This is a genomic window from Serratia sp. Tan611 (genome assembly GCF_905188235.1).
Taxonomy (GTDB): Bacteria; Pseudomonadota; Gammaproteobacteria; order Enterobacterales; family Enterobacteriaceae; genus Serratia_B; species Serratia_B rhizosphaerae.
In genome coordinates, this window is record NZ_LR994655.1 from 57,589 (window position 1) to 72,306 (window position 14,718).

The 14,718-nt window shown below is 60.6% G+C and carries 11 protein-coding genes; 7 read left to right on the forward strand and 4 right to left on the reverse strand.

The window, feature by feature from the left end:
• The first annotated feature begins 96 nt into the window (after window positions 1–96).
• The 3 genes from TAN611_RS00240 (at window position 97) to TAN611_RS00250 (ending at window position 3,838) form a co-directional block, all read left to right on the forward strand.
• Window positions 97–2,406: a type VI secretion system Vgr family protein gene (locus TAN611_RS00240; RefSeq protein WP_187043853.1), complete on the forward strand. Its 2,310-nt coding sequence runs from the start codon at window positions 97–99 to the stop codon at window positions 2,404–2,406.
• Between the two features lie 11 nt (window positions 2,407–2,417).
• Window positions 2,418–2,747 (forward strand): hypothetical protein, encoded by a 330-nt coding sequence (locus TAN611_RS00245; RefSeq protein WP_203067077.1) that lies wholly within the window; start codon window positions 2,418–2,420, stop codon window positions 2,745–2,747.
• 98 nt (window positions 2,748–2,845) lie between these two features.
• On the forward strand, window positions 2,846–3,838 hold the full coding sequence (locus TAN611_RS00250) for an acyltransferase (protein WP_105229244.1): 993 nt from the start codon (window positions 2,846–2,848) through the stop codon (window positions 3,836–3,838).
• A 37-nt stretch (window positions 3,839–3,875) separates the two neighbouring features.
• On the opposite strand, the gene TAN611_RS00255 is transcribed toward TAN611_RS00250, so the two are convergent.
• From TAN611_RS00255 to xylA, 3 genes are all read right to left on the reverse strand, one after another.
• A complete protein-coding gene (locus TAN611_RS00255; protein WP_111736178.1) occupies window positions 3,876–5,273 on the reverse strand; it encodes an amidohydrolase family protein in 1,398 nt (465 codons plus the stop codon).
• A gap of 204 nt (window positions 5,274–5,477) precedes the next feature.
• Entirely contained in the window at window positions 5,478–6,929 is a 1,452-nt protein-coding gene (gene xylB, locus TAN611_RS00260) for a xylulokinase (RefSeq protein WP_203067078.1), read from the reverse strand.
• A 70-nt stretch (window positions 6,930–6,999) separates the two neighbouring features.
• Window positions 7,000–8,319, reverse strand: coding sequence for a xylose isomerase (xylA, locus tag TAN611_RS00265; RefSeq protein WP_105229256.1), 1,320 nt, complete (start codon window positions 8,317–8,319; stop codon window positions 7,000–7,002).
• 374 nt (window positions 8,320–8,693) lie between these two features.
• Here xylA and xylF point away from each other — a divergent pair, with 374 nt between their 5' ends.
• The 4 genes from xylF (at window position 8,694) to xylR (ending at window position 13,686) form a co-directional block, all read left to right on the forward strand.
• Window positions 8,694–9,692, forward strand: a complete 999-nt coding sequence (gene xylF, locus TAN611_RS00270; protein ID WP_105229257.1) for a D-xylose ABC transporter substrate-binding protein — start codon at window positions 8,694–8,696, stop codon at window positions 9,690–9,692.
• 22 nt (window positions 9,693–9,714) lie between these two features.
• Complete coding sequence (locus TAN611_RS00275; protein WP_203067079.1) at window positions 9,715–11,256, forward strand: xylose ABC transporter ATP-binding protein; 1,542 nt, start codon at window positions 9,715–9,717, stop codon at window positions 11,254–11,256.
• Complete coding sequence (gene xylH / locus TAN611_RS00280) at window positions 11,234–12,418, forward strand: xylose ABC transporter permease XylH (RefSeq protein WP_203067080.1); 1,185 nt, start codon at window positions 11,234–11,236, stop codon at window positions 12,416–12,418. Before TAN611_RS00275 ends, xylH begins: the two co-directional genes overlap by 23 nt.
• An 89-nt stretch (window positions 12,419–12,507) precedes the next feature.
• A complete protein-coding gene (xylR, locus tag TAN611_RS00285) occupies window positions 12,508–13,686 on the forward strand; it encodes a D-xylose utilization transcriptional activator XylR (protein ID WP_105229260.1) in 1,179 nt (392 codons plus the stop codon).
• 6 nt (window positions 13,687–13,692) lie between these two features.
• Here xylR and TAN611_RS00290 read toward each other — a convergent pair whose 3' ends face one another.
• Window positions 13,693–14,547 carry a LysR family transcriptional regulator gene (locus TAN611_RS00290; RefSeq protein ID WP_111736186.1) on the reverse strand — a complete coding sequence of 285 codons (855 nt, stop codon included), beginning with the start codon at window positions 14,545–14,547 and terminating at the stop codon, window positions 13,693–13,695.
• Window positions 14,548–14,718: the final 171 nt, after the last annotated feature.

Consider the following 14,718-nt stretch of genomic DNA (forward strand, 5'->3'; position numbering starts at 1 on the left):
AGAGTAACTGTATCGTAGCAATGGTGCTGCTCTCGCTGAGGCTGGCATCCCGCTCATCGTCAGCAAAGATCGTCTTGGTTTTAGGGAGAAGCAGTCATGTTTGACCGTATTACTGTGACAACGCCGGCGGGCGCCGGTGCGCTGAAGTTCTGGAAGCTCAGCGGGGTGGAAGAGGTTTCCAGCTCGTTCGAACTGCAGGTGATGCTGCTCAGCACCGATGCCCGCCTGGACCGCCGGGCGATGCTGGGCCAGCCGATCACTTTGACCATTCCGACGCAGGGCGTACTGTCCGCACCGCGTTATCTCAACGGCAAGGTCACCTCGGTCAACGTGCACAGCGCCGATATTAACGGCGCGCGCTACGCCGTTTACACCCTGACGATGGAATCTGACCTGTGGCCGCTGAAGCGGGACCGCAACCAGCGTATCTTCCAGAATCAGCGCGTGCCGGATATCGTCAGAACGGTGCTCGGCGAGTACGGCGTACAGGTGGAGGAGCAGCTTTCCGGCAGCTACCGCAGCTGGGAGTACTGCGTGCAGTATCAGGAGAGCAGCTACGACTTTATCTCCCGGCTGATGGAGCTGGAGGGGATTTACTTCTTTTTCCGCCACGAGGCGGACAAACACACGCTGGTGCTGCACGATGCGCCGCAGCAGCACCAGCCGTTCAGTGGTTATGAGGTGATTCCCTATCACGCCACGCCGTCCGGCGGCAGCACCGGCGAACAGGGAATCGGCCAGTGGGCGATCTCCGAGCGGGTGACGCCGGGGATCTACAGCATCGACGACTATGACTTCCGCAAGCCCAACGCCTGGCTGTTCCAGGCGCGGCAGAACCCCAGCTCGCCGCAGCCGGGGCAGATTGACTACTACGACTGGCCGGGACATTTTGTCGAGCACGGCGACGGTGAATTTTACGCCCGGGTGCGGCAGGAGGAGTGGCAGGCGGAGCACCAGCGTATTAACGCCACCGCCACTGCGCTGGGCATCGTGCCGGGCTGCACCTTTACGCTGCTCAACCCGCCGTTTACCAGCGACAACGGTGAGTATCTGGTGCTGAGCGCCCGCTACGATCTGGAGGAAAACAGCTACGCCAGCGGCGGCGACGAAGCGGTGCACCGCATCGAGATGACGGTGATCCCCGCCGATACGCCGTACCGTTCGCCGCAGCGCACGCCGTGGCCGCGCACCCACGGCCCGCAGACCGCGCGGGTGGTGGGGCCGCAGGGCGAATCGATCTGGACCGATAAGTACGGCCGGGTGAAGGTGAAATTCCATTGGGACCGGCAGGCCAAGGGCGACGAAACCAGCTCCGGCTGGGTGCGCGTCTCCAGCGCCTGGGCCGGTCAGGGCTTCGGCGGCGTGCAGATCCCGCGCGTCGGCGACGAGGTGGTGATCGACTTTATCAACGGCGACCCGGACCGGCCGATGGTCACCGGCCGGGTGTATAACGAGGCCAGCATGCCGCCGTGGGCGCTGCCCGCCGGCGCCACCATGATGGGCTTTATGACCCGCTCCAAAGACGGCCACAGCGACAACTCCAGCCATCTGTTCTTTGAGGACAAGGCCGGCTCGGAGATGGTGCAGCTGCACGCCGAAAAGGATATGAATATTTCGGTGGAGAACGATAAAACGGTGGCCATTGACGGTAACCGCACCACCACCATTCAGAAAAAACAGAAAGATGAGGTGATCGGCGACGCGACCTTTATCTACCACGGTACGCGCACCACCACGGTAACCAAGAAAGAGACGAAAACGTTTGAGGACGGCGAAAAGGTCACCATCACCAACGGCCGCAACTCGGAGATCGCCAGCGGCGGCGAAAAGCTGAAGATTACCGGCGAACGCAGGGTAGAGACGGTGGGTACCGAAGAGCAGATTGTGTCGAAAAAGGTGACCCGGCGTTATAACGATGGTATGGATTTTTATCTGGACGGCAAACGTTATGACCAAATAACGGGCGAACGTCATGTTATCGTGACCGATGACGTTACCGACGAGTACCAGAGCAACCTGAACCAAACGATCACCAAAAATGTCGACACCAAAATTCTCGGTAATTGGAAGCAGGATGCCAAAGAGGGCATGACGCTGACCTCAGATCAGATGATTACCATCGACAGTAAGGTTAAGGTCAGTATCAAAACGCCGGCGGCGCTGGAGTACAAGGACCATAAAGAGACTATGTCGATGTTCTCGTTCGATTTCACGGCGGCGAAGGTGGTGACGGAGGGCTATTCCACCACCATTACCGTCGGCGGAAAACTCGGTCTGGCAACGATGAAATTCGACAAGACCGGTTTTGATCTCTCGACCAAAGAGGGGCGGGTGGAGTTTGGTCAGGCAATGGTGCAGGTTGGGCAGATCATGTCGCAGTTTAACGGCCTGACAATCATAGGCTGAGGGATATAGTTATGAAGTTCGCTATCATTATTTCCGTGATTATTTTTGCGGGTTTTTTTGCATATATCGCCCACCTGTTTTACCGCGACCACAAGATAGACGCCCAGGGACGGGAGCTGCTGGCGCGCGTGGAGGAAGTGCATTACCGCAGCGCCAACGATACCGGCAGCGTCAATATCCGCTACCGGCTGTCGTGGCCGGAAGACGGCGGCACCAAACAGGTGGAGGGCAGGGAGACCATCCCGGCCTTCTACTCGTCACAGGTGCAAAAAGGCAGCGAAGTGACGATCCGCTATCTGGACGACGACCATATCGCGTTTGTGTTTGATAAAGATCGCTAGGCCGAATCTGATAGTGCGCGTTGGGCTTGTCGCCCAAATCCGCACGCTATACCCTGCGCTGTAACTTCGTTAACGATAAGTGACATGCAAGGGCGTGGATGAGCAATAAAATTGGCTGGATAGATAACTTACGCGCCGTAGCGTGCCTGATGGTGGTGATGATCCACGCCACCACCGCGCTGCTGACCACGCCGGAGAAACTGGGCAGCCTCGCCTGGGATGCGGCCAACCTGCTCAATGCCCTGTCCCGCGCGGCGGTGCCGCTGTTCTTTATGATCTCCGGCTACCTGTTCTTCGGCGAGCGCAGCGCCAACCGCAAACACTTTGTGCGGATCGGCTGCTGTATTTTGTTCTACAGCGCCGTGGCGCTGGCGTATATCGCCTTCTTCACCAAGATTGGCTTCTGGCCTTCATTGCGCACGCTGCTGCAAAAACCGGTGTTCTATCACCTGTGGTTTTTCTACGCCATCGTGGTGGTTTATCTGCTGTCGCCGCTGATCAACGTCAAGCCGGTATCCGGCCGCTATCTGGCGGCGGCGCTGCTGATTCTGGCGGTGATGGCCAACCCGAATACCGATAAGTTCGCCATCGACGGCGTGCACCTGCTGCCGGTTAACCTGTATATCGCCGGCGATACCTTCTACTACCTGCTGTATGCGCTGGCCGGGCGGGCGATCGGCATGATGGATACCGGACGACGCGGCGTCAGCCTGCTGGCGGCGCTGGCCTTTGTCGGCAGTGTGGCGCTGATTATCATCGGCACCCGGCATCAGTCGCTGATTAACGGCAATTTTGCCGCCACCTACTACCTGTACGCCAACCCGCTGGTGTTTATCGCGGCGGTGTCGCTGCTGGTGTGGTTTAAAAACTGCCTGGCGCAGCCGGTGGGCTGGCTGGCGGTATTCTCCCGCCATTCGCTGGCGATCTACGGCCTGCACGCCCTGATTGTCAATCTGGTGCGCCATCAGGGCTGGGATCTCGGCGGCCATCCGCTGCTGGATATTTTCTGGGTGTTCGGCCTGGCGCTGGGCCTGAGCCTGCTGCTGTCCGCCGGGCTGCAGAAAATCGACCGCCGCCGGCTGGTGTCCTGAACGGGCTGCGGCATAGCCGCCGCAGCCGTTATTCGCCTCAGGCTATGGTGACGCTGCCGTACACCAGACGCCCCTGATGGAAAGTGGCGCGGCGCGGCGACATGCGCGCCACCGCTTCGGCCGAACAGCTGGCGTCGACCAGCATAAAGCCGGCGTCGTCGCCGGCCTGCGGCCACACGCGCTGGCCTTTATCGTTCAGCGGCAGCACGTTGCCGGTGGCAATGGCCAGGGAACGCGACAGGTGGAACTCGTCCGAACCCCGGTACAGCTGGGCATAGAGGTTGGCTTTTTCCAGCATATCGCCGCTGCCGAACGGCGACCAGTGGTCGATCACGCTGTCGGTGCCGGTCATCACAAATACCCCTTTTTCACTCAGCTGCGGCAGCGGCATCATCAGGCTGCCGATCGGCACCGTCGAGGCGATGGTTATCTGCTGCGCCGCCAGCCGTTCGGCGGTCTCCGCCACGCGTCCTTCATCCAGCGTGCTGAGCGCGAAGGCGTGGCTGATGGTGACCTTGCCGCGCAGCGCCGGGTTTTTCTCGACGGTGGCAATCATATAGTCGATGGCCGCGACGCCCGCCGGGCTGGTTTCATGCAGGTGAATATCGACGCCCTTGCCGCTGTCGAGTGCGATCTGGAACATGGCGTCGAGCGATTTCTCCATCGCGCCGTCGACGTTGGTCGGGTCGAGACCGCCGACGTACTGCACTCCCATCTGCATCGCTTCGCGCATCAGCGCATCCACCTTTGAATGCAGCAGGCCGTGCTGCGGGAAGGCGACGATCTCGCAGCTGAAGCCGGCGCGCTGATTTTCCAGCGCACGCTGCAGGTGTTCAAGACTTTTCAGCCCGCTGACCGGGTCGATATTGCAGTGGCTGCGCGCCACCGTACTGCCTTTGGACTGCAGCAGGGCGATCAACCCTTCGGCGCGCTGCTGCGAGGTCGGCAGCAGTTTGGGGATCAGCGTCTGCTCCAGCGCAATCATATCCATGATGGTTTTGCCCTGGCGCGGGCGCGGCGCCTGCCACGGGCCGCCGTAGAAGGTTTTATCCAGGTGGATATGCATATCGCGCGTGCCGGGCAGCAGCAACTGGCCGCCTGCCGAATAGCGCGGCAGAGCGGCGGGCGGCGTGGCGCCGGCCGGGTGCAGCGCCGCGATGTTGCCGTCTTTAATCTCCAGCGTGTAGCGCGCGGTGCGGGTGCCGATCACCGTGTCGCCGTCGTATTCGAAGCCCTCTTCCAGCAGGACGTCGCTCAGCAGGTAGTGGCGGTCGGTGAGGGTCATCGGCGGCGCCGGTGCGGCGCTGGGGTCACTATTGGCGGGCGTGGCCGCCTGCGCCACGCCGCCGCTGAGGCCGAGCACCGCGCAGGCGGTGGTCAGCTTGCCGGTTTGGCTGAGAAAGGTTCTGCGGCTTTGTTGTTGGCTGTTTTCCACAATCGGTTCCTTATCCAGAGGTGTTGTGTTGCAGCCATTAATTTAAAAAAGTCGCGCCGGGGTTGGCAGCGACATTTGCCACTGGTGATTATTCGATTTGGTAATGATGAAGGAGAGGCGGTCGCAACAAGAGGCGGTGCAATGCTGGCGGATCCGTCGTTCTGCGGATTCTTATCGGGGCCAACGCGGGTTGGCCCCTTTTGTTCACATCAACGGCAGCAGACAGCGGTACAGTTCGCGGAAGGTGGCGCGGCGCTCCGCGTACTCCTGATGACGCCCGGCATCCGGCGTGTGCAGCTGCTCCAGCGGCAGCGGGGGCAGCAGTTCGGCCAACGGACGCTGCGGGTTGAGCGCAATCTGCGCCAGCCGCGCCGCGCCCAGCGCCGGGCCGACGTCGCCGCCGGTGCGGTATTCCAGCCGCTGGCCGCTGATATCCGCCAGCATCTGCCGCCAGAACGGGCTGCGTGCGCCGCCGCCGATCAGCGTGATGCTGTCAGGATGCAGGCCGCTGGCGTGCAGCGCATCCATGCCGTCGGCGAGCGCGAAACCTACGCCTTCCAGCACTGCACGCGCCAGATCGTCCGGCCCGTGCTGATGGGTCAGCCCCCAGAATACGCCTTTGGCGTTCGGATTATTGTGCGGCGTACGTTCGCCGGACAGGTAGGGCAGGAACCACAGCGGCGCGTCCGCCGGACTGGCCTGCTCGACGTTGTGCAGCAGGGTAGCGACGTCGGCAACGTTGGTCAGCCGGCATACCCAGTTCAGGCAGGAAGCGGCGCTGAGCATCACCGACATCAGATGCCAGGTATCGGGCAGTGCGTGGCAAAAACTGTGGACGGCGCTGGCCGGGTTGCTGAGGAAACCGTCGCTGACGGCGAAATAGACCCCAGAGGTACCGAGCGACAGCATCGCCTGGCCGGGCTGATACAGCCCGACGCCGATCGCGCCGGCCGCATTGTCGCCGCCGCCCGCCGCCACCGGCGCCTGCGGCATGTCCCAGCGCTGCGCCAGCTCGGCATTCAGCCGGCCGGTGAGCTGGCTGCCTTCAAACAGCGCCGGCATCTGGCTGCGCGTCAGGCCGCAGGCGGCCAGCATCTCATCGCTCCAGTCGCGCCGGGCGACGTCCAGCCACAGCGTGCCGGCGGCGTCCGACAGATCGCTGGCGAATACGCCGCACAGCCGCCAGCGCAGGTAATCTTTCGGCAGCAGCACCTTGTCTATCTGACTGAAGATGTGCGGCTCATGCTGCCGCACCCACTGCACTTTCGGCGCGGTAAAGCCGGGCATCATCAGGTTGCCGGTAATGGCGCGCGAGCGCGGCACCGCCTGCTCCAGCTGGCGGCACTGCTCAAAGCTGCGGCCGTCGTTCCATAACATGGCGGGGCGCAGCACCTGCTGCCGGTGATCCAGCAGCACGGCGCCGTGCATCTGGCCTGTCAGACCGATGGCCTGCACCTGCCGCAGGCCATGTTGCCGGCCGAGCGACAGCATGGCGCGATCGGTCGCCTGCCACCAGTCCTGCGGATCCTGTTCGGACCACAGCGGCTGCGGGCGGGAGATGGTCAGCGCTTCAGTATGGCTGGCCAGCAACTGCCCGTGTTCATCCAGCAGAATGGCCTTCACGCCGGAGGTGCCAAGATCGATGCCGATATACATAGAAGGTCCCTTTAAGTGGCATATCCGGATTAACGCGGCTGCGGGGCGGACGCGTCCGCCCCTGACAGGGTTAACCGAACAGATAACGGTTGATCAGATTCTCATATTTTTCCTGGTGGCCGCTGTGGTGCTGCGGCGCCAGATCATGCTGTTCAGCGTACTTGGCTAGCGCTTCCAGCGACAGTTTTCCCTGCAGAATCTGCTGGCCCAGTTCGCCGTTCCAGCCGGCATAGCGTTTGGCGACCTGCCGATCCAACTGCCCGTCCTCGATCATTTTGGCCGCCACTTTCAGCGCCAGCGCCATGGTGTCCATTGCGCCGATATGGCCGTAGAACAGGTCATATTTATCGGTGCTTTGGCGGCGCACCTTGGCGTCGAAGTTCAGGCCGCCGGTGGTGAAGCCGCCGGCCTTGAGGATTTCGAACATCACCAGCGCGTTCTCCTCGACGCTGTTCGGGAACTGGTCGGTATCCCAGCCGAGCTGCGGATCGCCGCGGTTGGCGTCTACGGAACCGAAGATGCCGAGCGCGATGGCGCTGGCGATTTCGTGGTGGAACGAGTGGCCGGCCAGCGTGGCGTGGTTAGCTTCAATATTGACCTTAATCTCCTTTTCCAGCCCGAACTGTTTCAGGAAGCCGTAAACCGTGGCGACGTCGTAATCGTACTGATGCTTGGTCGGTTCCTGCGGTTTCGGCTCAATCAGCAGCGTGCCCTGGAAGCCGATTTTGTGTTTGTGCTCCACCACCATCTGCATAAAGCGGCCAATCTGCTCGCGCTCCTGACGCAGATCGGTGTTCAGCAGCGTTTCGTACCCCTCGCGGCCGCCCCACAGCACATAGTTTTCGCCGCCGAGCTGCTGGGTGGCGTTCATGGCGCTGTATACCTGCGTTGCCGCCCAGCTGAAGACTTCCGGGTCCGGGTTGGTGGCCGCGCCGGCGCCGAAGCGCGGGTTGGTGAAACAGTTGGCGGTGCCCCACAGTAGTTTGACGCCGCTGCTTTGCTGTTTTTCGGCCAGTACGTCGGTCATCACGGCAAAGTTATGCAGGTACTCTTTCAGCGAATGTCCTTCCGGCGCCACGTCGACGTCGTGGAAGCAATAGAAGGGGACGTTGAGCTTATGGAAAAATTCAAAGGCGACGTCCGCCTTGCGCCGCGCCAGCTCCAGCGCATCGCCCGCCTGCTGCCAGGGACGCTCGAACGCGCCGCTGCCGAACATGTCCGCGCCGTTCCAGCAGAAGGTGTGCCAGTAACAGGCGGCAAAGCGCAGGTGGTCGGCCATGCGTTTGCCCAATACGATTTCATCCGGGTTGTAGTGGCGGAATGCCAGCGGATTGTTGCTGCCGGTGCCTTCGTAACGAACTTGTTCAAGCTGATCAAAATAAGATTGCATTCTCGACTCCTTGGTAACGGAACCCGGCTTTACGGGATGCCTTAATCTTCGGAGTTCGTGATGATTGTCTCAATTATGTTATTTCACACTCAAATTCAGATAATTATTAAATGTGCGTCGGATCTCATATTGCGCATTTAATTACGCGATCTGCCCGATGGCGCCATGAGACGTTTTTATTGTCGCTGACAAATTGTCACAAGGTTAAAACATGATCGCCATCATAAAAATAACATTAAACCAAAAAACGTAATTCGCCGGTAAAAATCAGTAATTGCTGTGCGATAGGTAAGCGACAACAATTCCCGGGACGTTGTGCCACAAAAAGTCGTTTCAATTATTACCCTACAATTTCAATAAAGAAGGTATATAAGATGAAATTTAAGCACTTATTCCTCTCCGCCTGCGCCATGCTGGCGCTGGTCAGCCAGCCGGGGTTCAGTAAAGACGTCAAGATAGGTATGGCGATTGACGATTTGCGCCTGGAGCGCTGGCAGAAAGACCGCGATATTTTTGTCAAAAAAGCCGAATCGCAGGGAGCGAAAGTGTTTGTGCAGTCCGCCAACGGCAATGAAGAAACCCAGATGGCGCAGATTGAAAACATGATCAACCGCGGCGTCGATGTGCTGGTGATCATTCCTTATAACGGGCAGGTGCTGAGCAACGTTATCGGCGAGGCGAAGCGTGAAGGGATCAAAGTCCTGGCCTACGACCGCATGATTAATAATGCGGACATCGATTTTTATATCTCGTTTGATAATGAGAAAGTGGGCGAGCTGCAGGCGCAGAGCCTGGTGCAGCGCGTGCCGCAGGGCAATTACTTCCTGATGGGCGGCTCGCCGGTGGACAATAACGCCAAACTGTTCCGTCAGGGGCAGATGAACGTGCTGAAACCGTTGATTGACGGCGGCAAAATCAAAGTGGTCGGCGATCAGTGGGTGGACGCCTGGCTGCCGGAAAACGCCTTGAAAATCATGGAGAACGCCCTGACGGCCAATAACAACCATATCGATGCGGTGGTGGCGTCCAATGATGCGACCGCCGGCGGCGCGATCCAGGCGCTGGCTGCGCAGGGGCTGGCGGGTAAGGTGGCGATCTCCGGGCAGGATGCCGACCTGGCGGCGGTAAAACGCATTCTCGCCGGCAGCCAGACCATGACGGTGTACAAACCTATCAGTAAATTGGCCGATGAGGCCGCCAATATTGCGGTGCAAATGGGCCGGGGCGAACAGCCGAAATCCAACGCCAAATTAAATAACGGTACTAAAGACGTGCCGGCCTGGTTATTGACGCCTATTTCCGTCGATAAATCGAATATCGACAGCACGATAGTCGCTGATGGTTTCCATAAAAAATCCGATCTGGGTAAATAAACGCCGCCGTACGGAGGTCGTTATGTCCTGTTTATTGCAAATGAAGGAAATCACGAAACAATTTGGCGCGGTAAAAGCGGTGGATAATATCAGTCTGCAACTTGAAGCCGGCCAGGTTTTATCATTGTGCGGTGAAAATGGTTCGGGAAAGTCCACGTTAATGAAGGTGCTGTGCGGGATATATCCGCACGGCAGCTATCAGGGCGATATTTATTTTTCCGGTCAGTTAATAACGGCGAAAACCATTCGCGATACCGAGAAAAAGGGTATCGCCATCATTCATCAGGAGCTGGCGCTGGTCAAACAGATGACGGTGCTGGAGAACATGTTTCTCGGCAGCGAGTGGGGGCGCTATGGCCTGATGGACTATGACGCCATGTATCAGCGCTGCCAGCGCCTGCTGGCGCAGGTCAAGCTGGCGGTAGACCCGGATACCCGCATCGGCGAACTGGGGCTGGGCCAGCAGCAACTGGTGGAGATTGCCAAGGCGCTGAACAAGCAGGTGCGCCTGCTGGTGCTGGATGAACCGACCGCCTCGCTGACCGAAAGCGAAACCGCCACGCTGCTGACGATCGTGCGCGATCTGCGCGATCGCGGCATCGCCTGTATTTATATTTCCCATAAATTGAACGAGGTGAAGGCGATCTCGGATCTGATCTGCGTGATCCGCGACGGCAGGCACATCGGCACCCGCCCGGCAGCCGACATGAGCGAGGAGGAGATTATTGCCATGATGGTCGGCCGCGAACTGACTGAGTTGTATCCGCAGGCGCCGCACACGATCGGCGAGGTGGTGCTGCAGGTTGATAACCTGACCGCCTGGCACCCGGTTAACCGGCATATCCGCCGGGTTGACGACGTGTCGTTTACGCTGCGGCGCGGGGAAATTCTCGGCGTCGCCGGGCTGGTCGGCTCCGGGCGTACCGAAACCATGCAGTGCCTGTTCGGCGCCTATCCCGGGCGCTGGCAGGGGAACATTACGATCGAGGGGCAGGCGGCGACGATTGGCAACTGCCGTCAGGCGATGCGCTACGGTATCGCCATGGTGCCGGAAGACCGCAAACGCGACGGCATCGTGCCGGTGATGGGGGTCGGCGCGAATATGACGCTGGCGGCGCTGGGTGACTTCAGCGGCCCGCTGTCGGCGCTGGACGAGGCGCGGGAACAGGTGACCATTGAGCAGTCGCTGGCGCGGCTGAAGGTGAAAACCGCATCGGCGGAGCTGGCCATCGGTCGCCTGAGCGGCGGCAACCAGCAAAAAGCGATCCTCGCCAAGTGCCTGTTGCTGAACCCGAAAATCCTGATTCTGGATGAACCGACGCGCGGTATCGATATCGGCGCAAAATACGAAATCTACAAATTAATCAATCAGCTGGTGCAGCAGGGCATTGCGGTGATCGTCGTGTCATCCGAATTGCCGGAAGTGCTGGGCCTGAGCGATCGCGTGCTGGTGATGCACCAGGGGAAAATCAAGGCCTCGCTGGAAAACCGCAATCTGACCCAGGAACAGGTGATGGAAGCCGCGTTGAGGAGTGAAAAACATGTCGAAAAACACGCTGTTTGAGGCAAGCCTGCCGTCTGCGCCCGCCAAAAAGGCGCTGCTGCCGCTGAGGTCGCTGAACCTGCAGGTGCTGGTGATGCTGGCGGCGATCGCTGTCATTCTGCTGTTCTTTACTTTTACCACCGAAGGGGCGTATCTCAGCGCGCGCAATATTTCCAACCTGCTGCGCCAGACGGCGATTACCGGCATTCTGGCGGTCGGCATGGTGTTTGTGATTATCTCGGCGGAGATCGATCTGTCGGTCGGTTCGATGATGGGGCTGCTGGGCGGCGCGGCGGCGATTTTTGACGTCTGGCTCGGCTGGCCGCTGCCGCTGACCGTCGCGGTGACGCTGCTCGCCGGCTTGCTGCTCGGCGCGTGGAACGGCTGGTGGGTGGCCTATCGCAAAGTGCCTTCCTTTATCGTCACGCTGGCCGGCATGCTGGCGTTCCGCGGCATTTTGGTCGGCATCACCAACGGCACCACCGTTGCGCCGACCAGCGGCGCGATGTCGCAGATTGGTCAGAGCTATCTGCCCGGCGGCCTGGGGTTCAGCATCGGCGCGCTGGGGCTGGGGCTATTCGTCATCTGGCAGTGGCGGCGACGCAGCAGACGCGCGCAGCTCGGGCTGCCGTTGCCGGCGGCCGGCGGCGCCGTCGCCCGGCAGAGCATTATGGCGGTGGTGGTGCTCGGGGCTATCTATCTGCTGAACGATTATCGCGGGGTGCCGACGCCGGTGCTGATCCTGACGGCGCTGATGCTGGCGGGGATATTTATGGCTACCCGCACCGCGTTTGGCCGGCGTATCTACGCCATCGGCGGCAATATCGACGCGGCGCGGCTGTCGGGGGTGAATGTGGAGCGCACCAAGCTGGCGGTGTTCGCCATTAACGGCCTGATGGTGGCGATCGCCGGGCTGATCCTCAGCTCCCGGCTGGGAGCCGGCTCGCCTTCGGCGGGCAATATTGCCGAGCTGGACGCCATCGCCGCCTGCGTGATTGGCGGCACCAGCCTGGCGGGCGGCGTCGGCAGCGTTGCCGGCGCGGTGCTGGGGGCATTTATCATGGCGTCGCTGGATAACGGCATGAGCATGCTGGACGTGCCCACCTTCTGGCAGTACATCGTCAAAGGCGCGATCCTGCTGCTGGCGGTGTGGATGGATTCCGCCACCAAGCGGCGCGCATAAACGTTTTACCTCACAAATCTCGCCGCATTTTTACTGCTCCCTGAACGGCTGTGCTATTCAGGGAGTGGTTTGTTTTCCGGGGATATCGCATGTTCGAAAAACGTTACCGTATTACATTGTTATTTAACGCGAATAAGGTGTATGACCGCCAGGTGGTGGAAGGGGTGGGGGAATATTTACAGGCGTCGCAGTGCGACTGGGATATTTTTATTGAAGAGGACTTCCGCTGTCGCATCGATAACATTAAAGAGTGGCTGGGCGACGGGGTGATCGCCGATTTTGACGACCGCGAGATTGAACGGCTGCTGGATAACGTTCAGGTGCCGATTGTCGGCGTCGGCGGCTCCTACCACCGTGACGACGACTACCCGCCGGTGCACTACATCGCTACCGACAATCATGCGCTGGTGGAAGCGGCGTTTATGCATCTGAAAGAAAAAGGGCTGAACCGCTTTGCGTTTTACGGCCTGCCGCCTGAGGGCGGTAAACGCTGGGCGCAGGAGCGCGAGAATGCATTCCGCCGGCTGGTGGCGCAGGAACAGTATCAGGGGGTGGTGTATCAGGGGATGTCGACCGCGCCGGAAAACTGGCAGTACGCGCAGAACCGGCTGGCGGACTGGGTGCAGACCCTGCCGCAGCAGACCGGCATTATTGCCGTGACCGATGCGCGCGCCCGCCATCTGCTGCAGGTGTGCGAACACCTGGCGATTCCGGTGCCGGAGAAATTGAGCGTGATCGGCATTGATAACGAAGAACTGACGCGTTATCTGTCGCGCGTGGCGCTCTCTTCGGTGGCGCAGGGGTCGCGGCAGATGGGCTACCACGCCGCCAAGTTGCTGCACCGCCTGCTACAACAGCGTGAGCTGCCCCTGCAGCGTATTCTGGTGCCGCCGCTGAAAGTGATCGAACGGCGCTCGACGGATTACCGTTCGCTGCGCGATCCGGCGGTGATTCAGGCGATGCACTATATCCGCCATCATGCCTGCCGCGGCATCAAGGTGGAACAGGTGCTGGATGCGGTGGGGCTGTCGCGCTCCAATCTGGAGAAGCGCTTTAAAGAGGAAACCGGCCAGACGATTCACCATGCGATCCACGCCGAGAAACTGGAGCGGGCGCGTAACCTGCTGGCGACGACCGCGTTATCGATCAATGAGATTTCGCAGATGTGCGGCTACCCGTCGCTGCAATATTTTTACTCGGTGTTCCGCAAGGGCGACGCCATGACGCCGAAAGAGTACCGGGAAAAATACGCCGAAACGGCCTACTGACGCCGTTCATGCCAGCCGGCAAAACGCCGTCAACCGCTGCGCCAGCGCGCCGGCGGCGGCGGGGGCGCCGTCGCGGTAATACAGCGCCAGCTCGAAATCATTCACCGGCGGCAGGCCTTCCGCCTCACCCAGTACGCGGTGGCTCGGCAGCCGGCAGCCGGCGGGCAGCAGGGTGACGCCCAGTCCGGCGGCGGAAGCGGCGGTCAGCGCCGCCAGGCTGGCGCTGCTGTAGCCGATGCGCCAACGCCTGCCGAGGTTGTCCAGCGCCTGACACAGCTCGTCGCGGTACAGCCCGTTGAGCGGAAACACCGCCAGCGGTACCGGCGACTGTTCAATGGCGGGAAAGGCCAGACTGTCCAGCCACAGCAGCGGCTCCGGCCGTGCGGCACGCGGCGGCTGGCTGCGGCGCTGTTTAACCAGAATCAGGTCCAGTTCTTCACGGCCGTAGGCGTGGTGCAGATCGGCGCTCAGGCCGCTGGTGACGTCCAGCCGCAGGTGCGGGTGCTCGCGGCTGAATTCGGCCAGCAGATCGGTGGTGGAGGCGGCGAAGTCCTCCGGCACCCCGAGGCGCAGCACGCCGTCGCGCCAGATGCCGGTCAGCGCGTCGTGCGCCTCTTCGTTCAGCGCGATAATGCGCCGGGCGTAGCTGAGCAGTTTTACGCCCTCTTCGGTCAGCAGCACCTGATGGGAGGAGCGTTCAAACAGCGGCTTGCCGAGCATCTCTTCCAGCCGGCGCACCTGCTGGCTGACGGTCGACTGCGACAGACACACCCGCTCGGCGGCGCGGGTAAAGCTGCTGCTGTCGCATACGGCAACGAAGCTGAGCAGCAGCTGCGGGTTGAACATCGGATAACGATTCATTTTGTCACTGCTGACCATTCCATTATTTAATTTCCAAATACTAACGGCATTTTCTACAGTGAGGCAACGTTGCCGTCACCGCCTTGTGACGGCCCCCCTTCCGTATTCACAGACTGGAATCCATGGTGGAAAATCACTCTCAACCGGCGGGTCAGGCGTCAGTCGCGCGCC

What these genes read in the sequence shown, in the direction of transcription:
- TAN611_RS00240 (WP_187043853.1), top strand. Translation starts at nt 97, where the DNA reads ATGTTTGACCGTATTACTGTGACAACGCCGGCGGGCGCCGGTGCGCTG.
- TAN611_RS00245 (WP_203067077.1), top strand. Translation starts at nt 2,418, where the DNA reads ATGAAGTTCGCTATCATTATTTCCGTGATTATTTTTGCGGGTTTTTTT.
- TAN611_RS00250 (WP_105229244.1), top strand. Translation starts at nt 2,846, where the DNA reads ATGAGCAATAAAATTGGCTGGATAGATAACTTACGCGCCGTAGCGTGC.
- xylB (WP_203067078.1), bottom strand. Translation starts at nt 6,929, where the DNA reads ATGTATATCGGCATCGATCTTGGCACCTCCGGCGTGAAGGCCATTCTG.
- xylA (WP_105229256.1), bottom strand. Translation starts at nt 8,319, where the DNA reads ATGCAATCTTATTTTGATCAGCTTGAACAAGTTCGTTACGAAGGCACC.
- xylF (WP_105229257.1), top strand. Translation starts at nt 8,694, where the DNA reads ATGAAATTTAAGCACTTATTCCTCTCCGCCTGCGCCATGCTGGCGCTG.
- TAN611_RS00275 (WP_203067079.1), top strand. Translation starts at nt 9,715, where the DNA reads ATGTCCTGTTTATTGCAAATGAAGGAAATCACGAAACAATTTGGCGCG.
- xylH (WP_203067080.1), top strand. Translation starts at nt 11,234, where the DNA reads ATGTCGAAAAACACGCTGTTTGAGGCAAGCCTGCCGTCTGCGCCCGCC.
- xylR (WP_105229260.1), top strand. Translation starts at nt 12,508, where the DNA reads ATGTTCGAAAAACGTTACCGTATTACATTGTTATTTAACGCGAATAAG.
- TAN611_RS00290 (WP_111736186.1), bottom strand. Translation starts at nt 14,547, where the DNA reads ATGAATCGTTATCCGATGTTCAACCCGCAGCTGCTGCTCAGCTTCGTT.